Raw genomic sequence first — 16,756 nt, 5'->3', positions numbered from 1 at the left:
CTACCGCCCCTCCTCGTCGTCGCTGTCCTTGACCCGCGCCGCCCACATCGGCAGCCGCTCCGCCCGTCGCCGGCCCTCCCCAGCTGCCTGAACGGCGTGGGAGGTACCCCCACCGTTCCGCCGGGCCGGCCGCTCGCCCCCGTCCCGTGGCGCGGCGTGCGGCCCGTCCCACAGCGTGCCGTCGGTACGGTCGCCCGGATCGGGGTCGATCAGCACCACACCGATCACGGCGATGCGCTGGTCCGCGAGGTGTCGCGCCACGGTGTGCAGCCATGCGGCGCTGCCGTGCCCGGCACGCACGACGAGGACCGTCCGGGTGCCGAGGTGCTGGAGGTCGGTCCACGCCGTACCGGGCGCCACCGAGCCGACGCCGACCCTGCGTTGCCGGTGCGGGACGGAAGCGGCCCGCTCGGCGCTGACCACGGTGGGGTCTCCCGGCTTCGGGTCGCGATGGGTGAGCGGCAGGCCGGGCAGGCCGTCGATGACGGCCACGGGCCCGTCCACCGCGAGCGCGCCGGCGAGATCCAGGGCGATCCCGGTGGTGGCGCGCGTGGAGCCCAGTGCGAGCAGGGACACCGGTCCGGCGGAGCCGCGCACGGTGCGGGCGAGGGAGGCGGTGAGCCTCGTCCGGGCCGCCCGGATCCGTCGGCGCTGCCACAACCGGGGTGACCGGCGGGGAAGTTCGGCGATGACGGAGGCACCGAGGTGTGCCGCGATCTCGCGGCGCAGCACGGGGCGGTCCGCCACCACCGCGCCGACCGCGGCCACCGCGAGCCCGAGCGCGAGCCCCAGGGCGAGCCCGATCGCGGCGTTGGTGCCGGCGGTCCTGGGCAGGGAGTGCCGCACCGCGCGCGGGGCGTCCACGATCTGCGTACCGGAGACGAGCCGGGGCGTGCCGATCCGCGCCTCCGCGGCGCGCCGGCCGAAGTCGGATATCTGCGAGGTGAGTTCGGCCCGGCGGGCGAAGAGCGACTCCATGTCGGCCGACACCTTCGGCCCGCTCTCCGACGATCCCTCGCCGATGGCCTTGTCGACCTGGGCGAGATCGGCCCGCAGCCGGTCACGCTGGTCGAGCAGGGCCTTGGACTCGGCGTCGGCCGCTTCCCCTATCCGTCTGACGTGGTCGGCGACGAACGCGTCGGCGAGCGCCCGGGCGCGGGCCACGGCCTCCGCTTCGCTGTCACCCGTCACATCGATCCGCAGCAGGTTGTTGGTCAGCCCGACGCCCTCGTAGTCCTCCATGAACTCCTCGGGCTTCTCCCGGGAGCCGAGGGACCGCAGTGCCTGGTCGGCGATCCGGGTGGTCTGCAGCAGCGCGGCGTCGGTCCGGATGAGGGTTCCGGGGTCGTTCGGCTGGTCCTCCTGATGCGCGACCAGGAGTTTGGTCGTCGCGGTCGGCGGTGGCGGCAGCAGCACGGCCATCGCCACACCGAGGAGCAGCCCGATGAGGGCCATGGAGCCCCAGAGGCGGCGTCGCCTGCGGACCGCCACCACGAGGACCTGGAGGTCGAGCAGGGGAGCGGGGGCCGACGACTCCGGTGTCGTACGCGTCGTCACCGTTCACCGCCCTTCGCGGCGCCGCCGACCGCGAGCACCGGCGCGGTGGCACGGCGGGGGCGGCCGGAGGAGCGTGTCGGGCGGGCCCAGACCGTGCCGGCGAGGACGGTGCCGACGACCTCGTGCCGGGCGTCGGCACACGCCTCGGCGATCCCCGCGAGTTCGCCCGCCGTCCAGCTGCCCGCGCTCACCACGACCACGGCACCGGACTCGCCCGCGCGGTCCGGCACCATCGGCCGGGACACCGAGACCCCCACGACGTGCAGCACGAGGAGTCCGCTGTTCGAGGAGTCCGGTGAGGAGTCGTTCTCGGCCTCGGCGACGAGCTGCGCGGCCGCCCGACGGGCGACCTCGTCGCCGTCCGGGACGACGACGAGCAGCCGCCGGGGGGCCGGCAGCCGGTCCCGGAGACGGGCACACACCCGCCGGTAGCGGATCTGCCTGCTCTCGTCGTCGCCGGAGGCCCCGGGGGACGGTATGTCCCAGCGGACGTCGACACCGAGCAGCCGGCGGAACACGGCCCGGGCGCCCCCGCCCTTCGGCCGGTCCGCGGCCCGTCCACCCGTCACGTCGACGGCGCCGAGCAACGTCGAGCCCAGTGCCGCGGTGATGTCCGCCCCGGTGCGCAGGCGGCGACCCACCCGCGCGGCGGCGAGATGACCGATGACCGCGAACAGGACGAACAGCAGCGCCCCGCCGCCGACGAGCTGCGTCCTCGTCGGCGGCTCCTCGCCCGCAGGCCGGGCCGCCGGGCCCATGACGACCATGTCGGGCCGGTCGGTCGCCGTGTCGGCCTTCTCCAGCCTGTCCACGGCCTCCTGCAGCGCCGTGCGCAGCTTCGCCAGCTCGGTACGGGTCTGCACGCTCTCCACGCTCCGCCCCGGACCGGCCTCGTCGGCGAGCTCGTTGATCCGGTGGGTGGTCTTCGCCACCGACTGCCGCAGTGCCTCGGGCCGGGCCGCCGCCTCGGGGTCGGTGTTGTCGCCCATGATCTGGGCGGCGAACGTGACGAACTCCTCGGCGACCGTGTCGGACAGCCGCTGTGCGCGTTCCGGGGTGTCGGCCGTGCCGGAGATCTTGATGATGTTCCCGTCGGCGGCCTTGGCGGTCACCCGGTCCCGCAGCTCGATGCCGTCGACCCCGGCCCAGCCGAGCGCGGCGGCCGCGCGGTCGACCACCACCGAACTGGTCGCGATCTCCGCCTGGGTCAGCAGCTCGCGCTCCTCCCACGCCCCGGGCAGCAGCACCGACGCCGACGTCGTGTAGCGCGGCGGAATCAGCAGGGAGGCGCCGTAGCCGACGAGCGCGCCCACCACGGCCAGGATGGTGAGAAGCCGCCCACGCCGACGGAGGATCCGTCCGATCGTGACCAGACGTATGGTGTCATCGCTCAACGGCGCGGCCTTCTCCCCGTCCGGACCGGGCCGTTCTGCGACACGGGGGTGCGACCACGGCAGGCGGCGGCGTAGGCGGCCAGCAGCGACTGCTGCGAGTGCCGCCAGGCGAGCTGCCCGCTGATGCGTTCCTGGCCGATCTTGCCCATCCGGGCGCGCTCCTCCGGGTCGTCGAGGAGCTGTGCGACGAGTCCGGCGAACGCGCCCTCGTCGTTGGCGGGCGCGTACACGGCGGCGTCACCGGCGGAGACCCGCGCCTCGCGGAGGTCGAACGAGACGATCGGCCGGCCCATCACCATGTACTCGAGGACCTTGTTCATGGTCGACACGTCGTTGAGCGGATTGCGCGGGTCGGGGGAGAGGCACACGTCCGCGGTGGACAGGTAGCGCACCAGGTCGGCGTCCGGAATGCGTCCGGTGAACTCCACCTGCTCCGACAGCCCGAGCCGCCGTGACAGCTCGACCATCGCGTCGAAGGCGTCGCCGGCGCCGACGAACACCGCGTGCCAGTCGGTACGCCCGAGCTCGTCGCGCAGTTTCGCGAGGGCCCGCAAGGCGTAGTCGACGCCGTCCTGCGGCCCCATGACACCGAGGTAGCACAGCAGATGAGGCTTGCCGCGCTTCAGTTCCGGCTCGGGCGGCACCGGGTGGAACCGGTCGATGTCGGGCGCGCTGCGCACCACGAAGACGTCCTCCGGCCGCCGGCCGCCACGGCGCAGCGCGACGTCCCGGTAGCTCTCGTTCGTGGCGAGCACGACGTCCGCGGCCCGGTAGGTCATCCGTTCCAGCGCGCACACGGCGCGGTAGAGCAGGTCCTCGCCGCGGTCGAACCGCGAGAGGTACAGCTCGGGCACGAGGTCGTGCTGGTCGAAGACGAACCGCGCCCCGCGCCGCTTCAGCCACCGGGCCGGCAGGAACAGCAGGTCCGGCGGATTGCAGGCGTGGACCACGTCGACCGGACCGACCTCGCGGGCCAGCCGCAGCGTGTGCCACAGGGCCGTCCCGTACTCCCGCAGGTAGCCGGCCGGACCGCCGGTGGCGGCGCGCAGGGGGTAGCGGTGGATCCGCACCCCGTCGATCACCGCCTCCGGTTCCGTGTCCCGCTTCTCACCGCGAGGGCAGATGACATGCACCTCCCAGCCCGCGTCGCGCAGGGTCGTGCACTCCTGCCACACCCGCCGGTCGAAGGGCACCGACAGGTTCTCCACCAGGACGAGCGCGCGCCGAGCAGGCCCGTCGTCCCCGTTCATGTCACCAAGCAAGGCCCACGTACCCCGGTTCGGCCCGTCGCGCGTCGGCGTCGGGAAGGTGGATGAGATCGACGATCACCGGGCCGTCGCCATGGGGCAGCGCCGACAGGACGGCCGGGTCCCCGGTCCCGACCAGGCACACCTCGGCATGGTCGAGTACCTCGTCGACGGAGTCCGCGAGCAGCTGCGCGAGGTGCGGCAGCCGGGTCTCGATGTATTCGCGGTTCGCGCCGAGCAGCCGGGAGAGGTTGACGTTGGGGTCGTAGATCCGCAGGTCGTACCCCTTGCCGAAGAGCCGCTCCGCCAGTTCGACGAGCGGGCTCTCGCGGAGGTCGTCGGTGCCGGGTTTGAAGGAGAGCCCGAACATGCCCACCCGGCGCTTGCCGGTGCGCTCGACCAGTTCCACCGCGCGCTGCAGGTGGTCGGCGTTGGAGGGCAGCACATGGGCGAGGATCGGCACCGAGACGTCGTGCCGCCGCGCCGCGTGGACCAGGCTGCGCAGGTCCTTGGGCAGGCAGGAGCCGCCGAAGGCGAAGCCGGGCCGCAGGTAGGCGGGACTGATGTTCAGCTTGCGGTCGGCCAGGAACACGTCCATCACCTGGTGCGAGTCCACCCCGAGCGCCCGGCAGACGGCGCCCAGTTCGTTCGCGAAGCCGATCTTGAGGCCGTGGAACGCGTTGTCCGCGTACTTGATCGCCTCGGCCGTCGGGACCGGCACCCGGAACACCTCGCCGGGCAGCCCGTCGTACAGCGCCGCCACGACGTCACCGCTCGCCGGGTCGAGCTCGCCGATGACGGTCTTGGGCGGGTCGAAGAAGTCCCGCACGCTCGTACCCTCGCGCAGGAACTCCGGGTTGACCGCGACGCCGAAGTCCACCCCGGCCGTGCCGCCGGCGAACTTCTCCAGGATCGGCACCAGCAGGTTCAGGCAGGTGCCCGGCAGCATGGTGCTGCGGAACACGACGGTCTGCCGCCCGCCCCGCTCGGCCACCGCGGCACCGATCTCCTCGGTGACCCGCTCCAGGTACGTGGTGCACAGGCTGCCGTTGGGCTCCGACGGCGTACCCACGCAGATCAGCGACACGTCGCTGCCCATGATCGCCTCGTGGACGTCCCGCGTGGCGCGTAACGCACCGGCCCGCACGACGTCGGCGATGAGCTCGCCGATCCGCTCCTCGACCACCGGGGCCTTGCCGTCGTTGACCAGGTCGACCTTCACCTGGTTCACGTCCACTCCGATGACCTCGTGACCGAGGCTGGCCAGGCACGCGGCGGACACGCAGCCCACGTAGCCGAGCCCGAAAACGCTGACTCTCATGCCCTGTTCCTCCCCCTGGGCAGGCCCTTGCGGCCTGCCGTACCCGAGCCCACCTGACGACGCTCCCCGCGCATCAGTAGGCCCCCTTGCCATGGATCACCGCACGGAACGTCTTCCACAAGATCACCGTGTCCAGGGCGAGCGACCAGTCCTCCACGTACCGCAGATCCAGCCGGACCGCCTCCTCCCACGAGAGGTCGCTGCGTCCGCTGATCTGCCACAGGCCGGTGAGCCCGGGCTTGACGAGGAGACGCCTCCGGATGTCCGGTCCGTACGCGGCGGACTCCTCCGGCAGCGGAGGCCGCGGGCCGACCAGCGACATGGAGCCGGTGAGCACGTTGAAGAGCTGCGGCAGTTCGTCGAGCGAGTACCGGCGCAGCACCGTTCCCACCCGGGTCACCCGCGGATCGCGGCGGAGCTTGAACAGCAGGCCGGCGCCCTCGTTGCGGTGGGCCAGCTCGGCGCGTGCCGCGTCGGCCCCGACGACCATGGTGCGGAACTTGAGAATGGTGAACTCGCGGCCGTCCTTGCCTACCCTGCGCTGGCGGTAGACCGCTCCACCCCGGCTGTCCACCAGTACGAGCAGCGCGACCACCGTCATCAGCGGCGCGAACAGCATCAGCAGGACCGCCGCGCCCATCCGGTCGACGACCTCCTTGACCGCCCGCCGGCCGCCGGTGAAGGTCGGCATGCTGACCCGCAGCAGCGGGATGCCGAGCACCGCGTCGACGTGCAGCCGGGGGCCGGCCACCTCCATGAGCACCGGGGCCACGACCATTTCGGCGTCGCTGCCCTCCAGGTTCCAGGCCAGCCGCTGCAGCCGGTCCGGTGACCAGTGCGGATCGGGGGTGACCGCGACGACACGGTAGCCGTCGCGGCGTACATGCCCCGCCACGTCGGCCAGCTCACCGACGACCGGCACCCCGTCCACCTGGTCGGTGTCGGGCCCGGGTGTGTCCGCCGTGCACACCGCCTCCACGCGCCAGCCGAGGTGCGGGAACTTACGGGTCCGGGTGATCAGATCGCGCACGGTGGCCGCGCTCCCGGCAGCGAGCACCGGACGCAGACACCGTCCTTCCTTTCTCTGTTTGTGGAGCCAGAGACGGAGCAGATAGCGCTCGGTCATGGTGACGAGCGCGATCACCGGTATCGCGACGAAGATCCAGAGTTTGATGTTGCGCGAGGTCAGGGCGATCCCGACCAGGGCAAGCACGACGGCCGCCGTGCACAGCGAGCGTCCGAGCCGGCGGAACTCCTCGGCGCCCTGGCCGAGTACGGCCGGAGACCAGGAGCGGCTCACCGCGAGCGCCGCGAGCACGAGGAGTTCGGTGGCGAAGGCCAGGATCCTCCACTTCTCGTGCCAGTTGGCGGCGTCCCGGACCCCGAAGAAGCCACCGATCGCCGCCACCACGAGGGCGGTGGCCACGGTGTCACTGGTGATCACGGCGCGGCGGTAGCGCTGCTCCCAGTCGATCGTCGTCCTGCTGATCGACCCGTTGTCCAGGCGCCCGGGCGCCGATGGAAAAGGACTGACTAACTCACCCTGCTGCACAGACCCCCCCAGGGCCTCAGTGGGCTCGACGTGTTGGCTCCACACGGTTCCTCCCCCCGGGAGGCACCCCCGCCCCCCGCGCCGCTCCTCCCCTCGGGAGGCCCCCGCCTCCCGCGCCGCGCTGTTCCTCACATCGGGGTGGGTCCCCGCCCGCCCCGCGCATCACGTAACGGTGGTGCGGCGTTACGTGAACACGCTCATTCAGGCGACAGGGGACGGCGTTGACGGCCGTCCCCGACGCTCGGTCGAAAGATCATGGTTTGTCGCCTGGTGTCCGAGCTGTGAAGCATGGTCAATCTAGAGCATCGGGGCCCGTCTGGAGAGGGGATGTATGCAAAATGTGCTGAACCTTTGAAGGTGGAATCACCGACGGGTGATGGCCCGTCTTCGTGTTGACGGCGGGGGCGTGGCGGGTGACCTGTGACGATGCCGTGACGCCGGGTTGCCGGCGCCGCCGATTCGGGGGTGATCCGGAGGTGTCGGCCGGGTGATGCTTGGCTTGTTCTTTAGCCTTCGCCGAAGTGCCTCCGCACGCCCCCCTGTTGAGGCGGACTCCGTCCGTCCGCAGGTTTCAGTCGACGTCGGCCCGCGTCGTCCCCATCTTCAGCCCGTCGACCCAGTGGACCGACTCGACATCGGTGAGGGTGGAGCCGTAGGTGCCCCACCGGGGGACGTTGCCCTTGAGGTCCCAGGTCCGCGCGTCATGGTGGTCCGCGACCAACTGGCCGTTCACGTAGAGGAGTACGAAACCGGCCGTCGAGGCGCGGGCGTCGATGCCCAGCTCGATCCTGTGCCAAGTGCCGGGGTTCCAGGCGACGTTGCCGATGGGGATCCACTGCTCGCCCGGAGCGACGTACCAGATCTTCAGCCGACTGTCCTCGACCTTCATGATCACCGGGTAGTTCTGGTCGTGCTCGGCACCGGTGCCCCACGACTTCCACTGGAAGACGGTCTGGGCGTTGCCGGTCTTGGTCATGGACTCCCAGCCGAACCAGTACGTCCGGCCGGACGTGAGGGTGTGGCCGGCGAGGCCGTGTCCCTCGCACCGCTCGGAGCCCACCGCCTTGGTGAAGCCGAAGATCTTCCCGCGGCCGTCGCCCCAGTCGGGCTGGTAGACGTACGACGGGGAGTCGCAGAGGACCGCGCCGAACACGGCGGTGCCGCCGTTGTCGGCGTCGCCGTCCCACTCGACCGAGGCGTGCGCGGGGGTCGCCAGGGCGAGCGGGAGCATCGCGGCGAGTGCCGTGGCGGCCGGCAGCCGCCGGCGCCGCCGGCGCGGCGGCTGCCGATCGGCAGGGGAGCGGAGGATGGCCGAGGGGGAGACGCGGGGGACGCCTGGGGTGCCGCCGTGATGCATGAATTCCTCCCGAGGGGATAGCGGAGTCAGCAAGAGGCGCGCGCCTGGGCCGTGTTGGGGGTGTTCACGCCCACGGCGCGCGCCTCCGGCCTCGGTGTCAGCCGAGCCGGACCGTGATCCTCTGCGGCGCGCCGGCCTGGCCGGTGAGGTCGCCGAACGTGAGCTTCAGCGACGACCCGGTCGTGGCGGCGGTGACCGTGGCGGGCCGGGAGAGCACCTTCGTCACCCTGCGGTTCCAGAGGACCTCCAGCGAGGTGGCCTGTCGCGCGGGGTCCGAGACCACCAGGGTCGCCGTACCGTTGCGGTGCTCCCGTACGAGCACGGAGGCGGGGGCGCTCGTCCGCAGCCTCTCGACGGTACCCGCGCTCCAGAAGTTGACCGCGGTCAGGCCCAGCTTCGGCACGCGTACGCCCTGCTGGGAGACGGAGTTGGCGAGGATCCGCAGCCATCCCCGGTCTCGGGAACGGTGGGCGGTGGCCCTGGCGCTCGCTCCCGGCAGCAGGACGTAGGCGTAGGCGCCGCCGGCCGGATCGACGCCGTGGTCGGTGAAGAGAGTCAGGTAGCGGCGGGTGATCGGGTCGGGCGAGCCGCCGGTGTTGATGTCCCGCCAGGAGCCGGTGCGCTCCTCGCGTACCGCGCCGAGCGTGACGCCGGCGGGGAAGACGTAGCCCGCCTGCCCGGCGATGTGGGCCCACCGGGCGTCGTCGAAGGTGGCCGTCCAGCCTTGGGCCACCGGCTGCGGCCGGCCGTCGACCGTGAGCACCGGGGCACCCGTGGCGCCGAGGGCGCGGTTGTCGACGGTCGTCTCGACGGCGTGGCCGTCCTTGGCGGTGATGCCGGCGCCGAGGCAGACGACGGAGTCGTCGAGGCAGAACCAGGACTTCCTGGCGTCCAGGGTGCTGGACAGCCCCTTGAGGTGCTGGCCGACGGCGGCGTACTCGCCGTCGGTCGTGCCGCCGACCCAGGCGGCGTCCGGCATGGGCTGCCCCCAGTTGCCGCCCTCGCCGTCGGCGAGCGGCTTGCGCGAGGCGGTGATGCCGGGCAGGCGGTACGGGTCGACGGTGGGCCAGTACGCGTCCGAGTACTGCTCCAGACCGAAGTCGCCGCCCCACCAGGAGAGCCACCCGGCGCCGGTGTGGTAGCCGCGGGCGTGCTCGCCGTTGCCGAACTCGTAGTGGGCGATGCGGTTCGAGGCCATGGAGAAGGAGGCCGCCCAGTCGCGACGCCGGTGCGTGGCCCGGGCCATGTTGGGGAACAGCCGGTGCTCGACGGGCTCGGGTGCGGCCTTCACGGAGGTGTCGTCCTGCAGTGCCTGCAGCAGTGATGCCCTGATCAGGCTGAGGCCGGGGTTCTTGAGTGCGGGGTAGTAGTAGTCGCGCTGCAGCCAGCCCTTGACCATGGCCCGCCAGCGGGCGTTCTCCTCGGGGCTCGCCCCCTGGCCGACCAGCAGGATGGTCGCCATCAGGCCATGGGCGCGCTGGTGTTCGTTGGTGCCGATGCGGCTGACGCCCCTGCTGCTGACGTTGTCCATGATCAGGCCGTTGTAGATGAACGGTGCGACGGCCTTCTCGATCGTGTCGAGGAAGAGCTGCGTGCCCGGGCCCGTCACCTCCCAGTGCGATCCGCGCAGCAGGGCGAGCAGCCGGCCCACGCCGTCGTGCAGCACCGCGCCGTAGCCGCCGATGTAGGGGACGTTGCGGTGCTGGACGAACGATCCGTCGTCGTAGAAGCCGTCGCCCGAGGTGACGTAGGGGAAGACCGGGGCCAGTGCCTGGGACGCCAGGGTGATCTTGGCCGGGTCCTTGCCGACGATGCCGCGCAAAACGACTCCGCGGCACAGGTCGACCCGGTTGGCGCCGGTGCTGGTCCCGGTGTACGAGGCGAAGACCGAATCCGGCACGAACGCGTCCACGGCCCGGCAGTAGTCGGCGATCCGGGTCGCGGGCAGGTGGTCGTACATCAGCACGCAGGTGTCCATCAGGGCCTGAGGGGCGCCGATCTGCCAGTTGTACCAGTTGCCGTACCGCGTCGTGTGCTCGTTGTAGACCTCGGAGTACAGGTGGTCGAGGCCGGTGAGGACGGCGTCCCGGAGGGCGGTGTCCCCGGTCAGTCCGGTGCCCGGCTGGGAGTAAGCCTCGGCCATGGTCCGCAGCCGGTTGTACGCGTCGTTCATGGTCGCCGAGAAGGCGTACGACTCGGCGTCGAGATCGGGCTCCGGGTCGGCCCAGGAGCGGCCCGGCCAGAGCGAACCGCTCGCCGGGGCCATGGTCGCCAGGTAGCCGGCCGCGGTCGTGCCCAGGGTGCCGAGGATGGTCCGGAACGGTTCCGCCGTCGGGCTGAAGCCCGTACCGAGGACGAGGTCGCGCCACTTGCCGCGCAGCGCGTCGAACTCGGCGTCGGACGTGGAGGTGGATGTCCCCGCGACCGCGGGGACTTCGGAGGCGCCGGACGGGTGCGCGAGGGTCCCGGTGAGTCCGAGGGCGAGCGCGCCCCCGCCGGCGGCGTGGAGGAAGGTGCGGCGAGGCCAGGGAGATGGCATGGGGACGACCTTTACGGGAGGAGCGCGTCGTTGCCTCGGCGCTGTCGCTGGCTCGTAAGCGTGGGGTTTCTAACACGCAGAAAACCAAGAGAGCAACGGTTTGAACAGGAACCGCCATAGATTGTCCATTCGGCAAGGAACAGACGGAATCGATCGGAAGGTGGCTACACTGCTCCTGAACTGGGCCGTCGTTCGAGGGGAGCGGTTACGTGCACGCGGAACACAGGCATCAGGCGATCCTGCGCAGGCTGCGCGAAGAGGGCTCCCTCCGGGTCAGCGACTTCGCCGCCGAGCTGGGAGTCTCCCCGGTCACGATCCGCCGCGACGTGGAGATCCTCGCCGACCGCGGCCTGGTCGCCCGGGTGCACGGCGGGGCCATGCTGCCCGAGACCTGGGCGGAGACCGCGCCCGCCGACGCGGACCCCGCGGCACCGGCCCGGGGCCGGGAGCGCGTCATCGGCCTGATCGTGCCGTCCGCCGACTACTACTACCCCGAGGTGATCAAGGGCGCCCGCGAGGCCGCCGCCGCCCGGAACGCCCGGCTCGTGCTCGACATCTCGGGGTACGACGCGGACGAGGAACGCGCGCAGGTCGACAGGATGATCGGCGACGGCGTCGACGGGCTGCTCGTCGTTCCGACCGGGCCGCGCGGCTGGTACGAGCACCTGCCCGTCCCCGTCGTGATCGTGGAGCGCCGGCCCGAGTCGGACGAGATGGCCGGCATCGACCACGTCGTGTCCGACCACGTCCACGGGGCGCGCCTGGCCGTGCGGCACCTCGCGGAGGCGGGCCGTACGCGCCTCGCGCTGCTCGTACGCGGCACGAGCCCGACCGCGCAGTGGATCATCGAGGGCTTCGAGGCCGGCGTCCGCGCGGCCGGGCTCGAAGCCCCCCTCCCGGCGTCCGTCCTGGACACCGGCGACGCGGGCCCCGGCAGCCCGGAGTACGACGACCCGGTCGAGGAGCTGCTGGACGCCGTGGCGGCGGGCCGCGTCGACGCGGTCATCGCCCATCCCGACAACCATGCGCTCGCACTGCTGAGGAGGCTGCGCGCGCGGTCCGTCCAGGTCCCCGGCGGCGTCGCGATCGTGGCGTACGACGACGAGGTGGCGGGGCTCGCCGACATCCCGCTGAGCGCCATCGCCCCGGCGAAGCATGAGGTCGGCGCGTCCGCCGTGGAGTTGCTCGTGCGCAGGATCGAGCAGCCGGACGCTCCCCGGCACCGGCTCTTCGTCCTCCCGCGACTGCGGGTGCGCTCGTCCAGCGGCGGCTGAGCGAGGCCGGCCGTGCCGAGGGGGTCGTGTCGATCAGGCCGGGACGTCTCCGAGGCCTTCACGCCGGATCCTGGCGAGCACGATCACGGCGTCGTCGGTGGGCGCCTCGGGCAGCAGCCGTGCCAGGATGCCGTCCGCCGTCTCCTCCAACGTGCCGGTCATGCCTTCGAGTCGAGACCTCAGCGCGGCCATTCCCTCGTCGATGTCGACGCCGCGCGCCTCGACGAGACCGTCGGTGTACAGCGCGAGGGTGTCGCCGTCGTGAAGTTCGATCTCGGTCGTACGGAACGGCACGCCGCCCACTCCCAGCGGCACCCCCAGCACCTCGTCGATCGACTCGACCGTGCCGTTCGCCCGGCGGAGCAGCGGCGGCAGATGACCCGCGTTGGCGATACGGGCCAGTCCCGTCGGAGGGTCGTAGCGGATGTAGAGGCAGGTGGCGTACGCGATACCGGCGTCCTGGGCGCAGACGTCGAGCTCCTCCAGGAGACGGTCGGGTTCCAGGTTCTGGCGGGCCAGCGCCTTGGCGGTGATGCGCAGCCGCCCCATCGCCGCCGCCGCGGGCACGCCGTGCCCCATCACGTCGCCGACCACCAGGGCCACCCGGCCGCCGGGCAGATCGATCACGTCGTACCAGTCGCCGCCGACCTCGGTGGCCTGGCTGCCCGGCAGGTAGCGATGGGCGACGTGCACGGACGGGCCGCTCGCGACGGCCGTGGGCAGCAGCGCGCGCTGGAGGGTGAGAGCGATGTCCTGGACCCGGCTGTAGAGCCGCGCGTTGTCCAGGGAGAGCGCGGCCCGCGAGGCGATCTCGCCCGCCAGGCTGAGGTCCTCCTCGGTGAAGTCCGGACGGCCGCCGGAGCGGCCGAACATGGTGATGCCCTGCACCGTGCCCCGCGCGATCAGCGGAGCGATGAGCAGCGACGTCAGACCGCTGTCGACCAGGAGCTGGGCGCGGGCCTGGTGGATCACCGTGCGCGTCATGAAATCGGCGTTCACGGGGACGCAGACGGGACGGCCCGTCGTCAGGGCCTGGTGGATGCTCGAACCGGGCGGGTAGGTCACGCGCTCCAGGCCGCCGACGAGTTCGGGGGCGGGCGGCGGCAGACAGGTGCCGGCCGCGATCCGGCGGGTGAGCAGCACCGACTCCGGATCGAACACCTCGCGTTCGTCCTTCCACTCCACGACCTCGACCACGGAGGCGTCGCAGAACTCGGGAACGACCGCGTCGACCAGCTCACGGGCCGTGACGTTCACATCCAGCGTGGTGCCGATGCGGGCCGCGGCCCTGTCGAGGAGCGCCAGCCGCTGCCTGCCGGCTGCCGCTTCCAGGAGGGCCTGCTCGCGGTCGGTGACGTCCACGAGGAGGCCGCCGACGCCCGCGCGTGAACCGACGGCCCGGCTGAGCGGGAAGAAGCTCACGGAGCGTACCTGCTCCCGGTCGGGGCGCCCCGGAGTCCGCAGCACGACCAGTGTGCTCACGACGGTGCGGCCCTCGTCGGCGACGGCCCGGAGCATGCGCTGGTACTCACCCCCGTCGGACGTGATCATGAACTCGGCCATGGTCCGGCCGATGTGGTCCTCGATCGGGGTCCCGTCCATGTCGGCCAGGGCCTGGTTGAGGTGGACGTACCGCAGGTTCTCGTCGAGCATCACCAGCCCGATCGGGCACGTCGCGAACAGCGCGTCGAGGAAGGCGAGGTTGGTCTTCACCCGGTCGAGCCCGGCGCTCTCGCTCGCCAGACCCAGAATGACGGAGCGGCCCTCGGCACCGGTCACCGGGAAGACGCGGAACCCGCAGTCGAAGACCCTGCCGTCCCGGTGCAGCGTCGGCACTCGTGCCCGCCAGTACCCCAGCGTACGACCGCGCTCCGCGAGGCGCTCCGCCGCACCGGCCCCGTCGAGGGGAGCGGCGGGGAAGAGGACGGCGGCCGGCCGGGACAGGACGTCCGGGGCCTCGTGGCCGAAGAGCCGCTGTGCACCGGGCCCCCAGTAGCAGATCCGGCCGTCCTCGTCGATGCCGAGCACGGCCACGGCCACCTGTTCGAGCAGCGTCCCGGGCTCCGACCACAGAGGCCCGGGAGCCTGCTCGTCTCCCGGCCGACCCCCCGGTCGAGGCGAGGACACACGGCCCCCTTTCCGGACACGGACGGCCGGCGGGCGTGCTGCTCACCGACGGAGCGGGACTCTCACGTCAATTCTGCCCGCGCTCGCCGGATCGGACATCACGGAGACCTCCGGACCGGGAAGGTGCCGCCGGGCTCCGCCGCACCGCACCCGCGCCGGCGTCACCGCACGTCACTGCACCTGGGCCGACTGCGCCAGGGCGTCCCGGGCCGCTTCCTCGGCCGCGGCGCGGTCCTCCGGGACCAGCCCGATGCGGGTGCGACGGTCGAGGAGGTCGGCGGTGTCGAGGGCGCCTTCGTGGCGGACCGCCCACACCAGTTCGGCGCCTGTGACGGGGTGGCCGGGGACGACGGGCCGGGCGAGGGCCGGGTCTTCGAGGCCGAGGGCGTGCACGGCGGGTGCCTCGGAGCCGTAGCGGTACACGAGCCGGGCCGGGACGTCGAGCCGGGCGAGGGTCTGCGGCCGGGCGGCGCCGACGAGGGGCACGGACGCGGTACGGCACGGTCCGGCGGTCAGGCCGCCGGCGGTCACGACGGCGTCGACGGCGTCCTGGGCCATGCGGCGATACGTGGTCAGCTTGCCGCCGACGACGGTGACGACGCCGGAGGGGGAGGTGAGCACGGCGTGCTTGCGCGAGATGTCGGCGGTGCGGCCCGCCGCGTCCCGGGTGTCGAGCAGGGGCCGCAGCCCAGCGAAGGCCCCGACCACGTCGGCACGGTGGACGGTCACGTCGAGCGCGGAGCCGAGGACGTCGAGAAGGAAGCCGATGTCGGTCTCGGGGACCGCCGGCACGTCGGGGATGTCGCCGTCGACGGGTTCGTCGGTGAGGCCGACGTACACACGTCCGTCGCCCTGGGGCAGGACCAGGACGAAGCGGTTCGTCTCGCCGGGGATCGGGATGTGCAGGCCCGCGGAGAGCCGGCCGAGATCCTCGGAGCGCAGGACGAGATGGGTGCCGCGCGAAGGCCGCAGGCGTACGTCGTCGACGAGGCCGCCCGCCCAGACGCCGGCCGCGTTGACGACTGTGCGTGCGCGGATCCGCAGCTCCTGGCCGGTGATCTCGTCGCGGACCAGCGCACCGTCGCGGTGGAGCTCCAGGGCACGGGTGCGGGTGAGGACGCGGGCGCCGTACGCCGCAGCCGTGCGGGCGATCGCGGTGACCAGGCGGGCGTCGTCGGAGAGCCGGCCGTCCCAGGAGAGCAGTCCGCCGCGCAGCCCGGTGGGGCGGAGGGCCGGGGCCAGGTGCCGGGTCTCGACGGCGGAGAGCGTGCGCGGCTGGGGCAGCGTGCTCCGCGAGGTGCGGGCGCCGACGCGCAGCAGGTCGCCCGCGAGGAATCCGGCGCGCGCGAGGGCGGCCTGGCCGCGGCTGACGAGCGGGGTGAGGGGAAGCACGAAGGGCTGCGCGCGGACGAGGTGGGGGGCCGTGCGTTCCATGAGGATGCCGCGCTCGACCGCGCTCTCGTGGGCGACGTCGAGCTGTCCGGACGCGAGGTAGCGCAGTCCGCCGTGGATCAGCTTGGAGCTCCAGCGGGACGTGCCGAAGGCCAGGTCGTGGGCGTCGATCGCGGCGACGGTGAGCCCACGCGTGGCCGCGTCGAGCGCGGCTCCGGCGCCGGTGGCACCGAGCCCGACGACCAGGACGTCGACCACGCTGTCGGCAGCGCCGTCGGCGAGTCGGTCCAGTTCGCGCAGGCGCCGCCGGGCGTCGAGGGAGGAGCCGGGCAGGGCGGGGCTGCTCGTGGGATTCATGGGGCGATGGTCCTCTCCAGCAGGGTGCGCAGCTCGTCGAGGAAGGCGGCTTCGCTCAGTTCGGGATCGGTGTCGTCGGTCATGGTGCGCAGCGAGAGCGTGAAGGACTGGACGACGAGCAGCAGGGACCGGGCCTGCAGGTCCGCCCGGACGCGGCGTACGGAGCCGTCCTCGTGGCCGTCCTCGAGTGCCGTGTGGAGGAGCCCGAGCAGGGCGTCCTGGCTGGCGCCCCGGCGGTCGAGGATGTACGGCAGCAGCAGCTCGGGGTCGACGTCGATGATCTTGTGGAAGAGCGGGTGGGCCCGGAACGCCGCGGCTCCCGCGACGAGCCCCTCGACGATCCGCTCCCGCTCGGGCCGGTCCTCGTCGGAGGGCGGCATGGCCCCGGCGGCCACGGCGATCCACTCACGGGTCATCAGGTCGCCCACCAGGCTGCGCACATCGGGCCAGCGCCGGTAGATCGTCATCCGGGACACGCCCGCGCGCCGGGCGATGTCGGTGAGGGTGGTCCGCCGTACGCCGACGGCGAGCACGCAGTCACGTGCGGCGTCGAGCACGGGATCTGCGTCTTCATGGTTGTGACGAATGGGCGTCATCTGTCACAGTGTAATGCCAGCGTCGGCCGCGTGGCAGCGCCAT

11 protein-coding genes are annotated in these 16,756 nt (G+C 72.4%); 1 reads left to right on the top strand and 10 read right to left on the bottom strand.

Annotated features, from left to right (window positions below; all coding sequences use genetic code 11):
* From IF00_RS0133625 to IF00_RS0133595, 7 genes are all read right to left on the bottom strand, one after another.
* Positions 1-1,557, bottom strand: a complete 1,557-nt coding sequence (locus IF00_RS0133625; RefSeq protein ID WP_030324670.1) for a Wzz/FepE/Etk N-terminal domain-containing protein — start codon at positions 1,555-1,557, stop codon at positions 1-3.
* Positions 1,554-2,951, bottom strand: a complete 1,398-nt coding sequence (locus IF00_RS0133620; protein WP_030324669.1) for a Wzz/FepE/Etk N-terminal domain-containing protein — start codon at positions 2,949-2,951, stop codon at positions 1,554-1,556. The genes IF00_RS0133625 and IF00_RS0133620 overlap by 4 nt, the downstream gene beginning before the upstream one ends.
* The gene (locus IF00_RS0133615; RefSeq protein ID WP_106975920.1) at positions 2,948-4,201 is read right to left on the bottom strand and encodes a glycosyltransferase family 4 protein; all 1,254 of its coding nucleotides are present in this window, start codon (positions 4,199-4,201) and stop codon (positions 2,948-2,950) included. The genes IF00_RS0133620 and IF00_RS0133615 overlap by 4 nt, the downstream gene beginning before the upstream one ends.
* 1 nt (position 4,202) lies before the next feature.
* Positions 4,203-5,519, bottom strand: coding sequence for a nucleotide sugar dehydrogenase (locus IF00_RS0133610; RefSeq protein ID WP_030324666.1), 1,317 nt, complete (start codon positions 5,517-5,519; stop codon positions 4,203-4,205).
* A gap of 73 nt (positions 5,520-5,592) precedes the next feature.
* Positions 5,593-7,071: a sugar transferase gene (locus IF00_RS0133605; protein ID WP_030324664.1), complete on the bottom strand. Its 1,479-nt coding sequence runs from the start codon at positions 7,069-7,071 to the stop codon at positions 5,593-5,595.
* Positions 7,072-7,642: 571 nt separating this feature from the next.
* Positions 7,643-8,428 (bottom strand): heparin lyase I family protein, encoded by a 786-nt coding sequence (locus IF00_RS0133600; protein ID WP_030324663.1) that lies wholly within the window; start codon positions 8,426-8,428, stop codon positions 7,643-7,645.
* Positions 8,429-8,525: 97 nt separating this feature from the next.
* Positions 8,526-10,967 carry a polysaccharide lyase 8 family protein gene (locus tag IF00_RS0133595; protein ID WP_030324662.1) on the bottom strand — a complete coding sequence of 814 codons (2,442 nt, stop codon included), beginning with the start codon at positions 10,965-10,967 and terminating at the stop codon, positions 8,526-8,528.
* Positions 10,968-11,176: 209 nt separating this feature from the next.
* Here IF00_RS0133595 and IF00_RS0133590 point away from each other — a divergent pair, with 209 nt between their 5' ends.
* Positions 11,177-12,241, top strand: coding sequence for a substrate-binding domain-containing protein (locus tag IF00_RS0133590; RefSeq protein ID WP_030324660.1), 1,065 nt, complete (start codon positions 11,177-11,179; stop codon positions 12,239-12,241).
* Between the two features lie 33 nt (positions 12,242-12,274).
* Here the strand turns inward: IF00_RS0133590 and IF00_RS0133585 are convergent, their stop codons facing one another.
* The 3 genes from IF00_RS0133585 to IF00_RS0133575 form a co-directional block, all read right to left on the bottom strand.
* On the bottom strand, positions 12,275-14,368 hold the full coding sequence (locus tag IF00_RS0133585) for a SpoIIE family protein phosphatase (RefSeq protein ID WP_030324659.1): 2,094 nt from the start codon (positions 14,366-14,368) through the stop codon (positions 12,275-12,277).
* A gap of 171 nt (positions 14,369-14,539) precedes the next feature.
* Complete coding sequence (locus IF00_RS0133580; RefSeq protein WP_030324657.1) at positions 14,540-16,117, bottom strand: glycerol-3-phosphate dehydrogenase/oxidase; 1,578 nt, start codon at positions 16,115-16,117, stop codon at positions 14,540-14,542.
* Complete coding sequence (locus tag IF00_RS0133575; protein WP_078944950.1) at positions 16,114-16,713, bottom strand: TetR/AcrR family transcriptional regulator; 600 nt, start codon at positions 16,711-16,713, stop codon at positions 16,114-16,116. The genes IF00_RS0133580 and IF00_RS0133575 overlap by 4 nt, the downstream gene beginning before the upstream one ends.
* Positions 16,714-16,756: the final 43 nt, after the last annotated feature.

Origin of the sequence: Streptomyces flavochromogenes, from assembly GCF_000717595.1 — a bacterium.
GTDB lineage: Bacteria > Actinomycetota > Actinomycetes > Streptomycetales > Streptomycetaceae > Streptomyces > Streptomyces flavochromogenes.
Note: the sequence above shows the minus strand (reverse complement) of the source record. Positions and strands in the feature narration are given on the sequence as shown.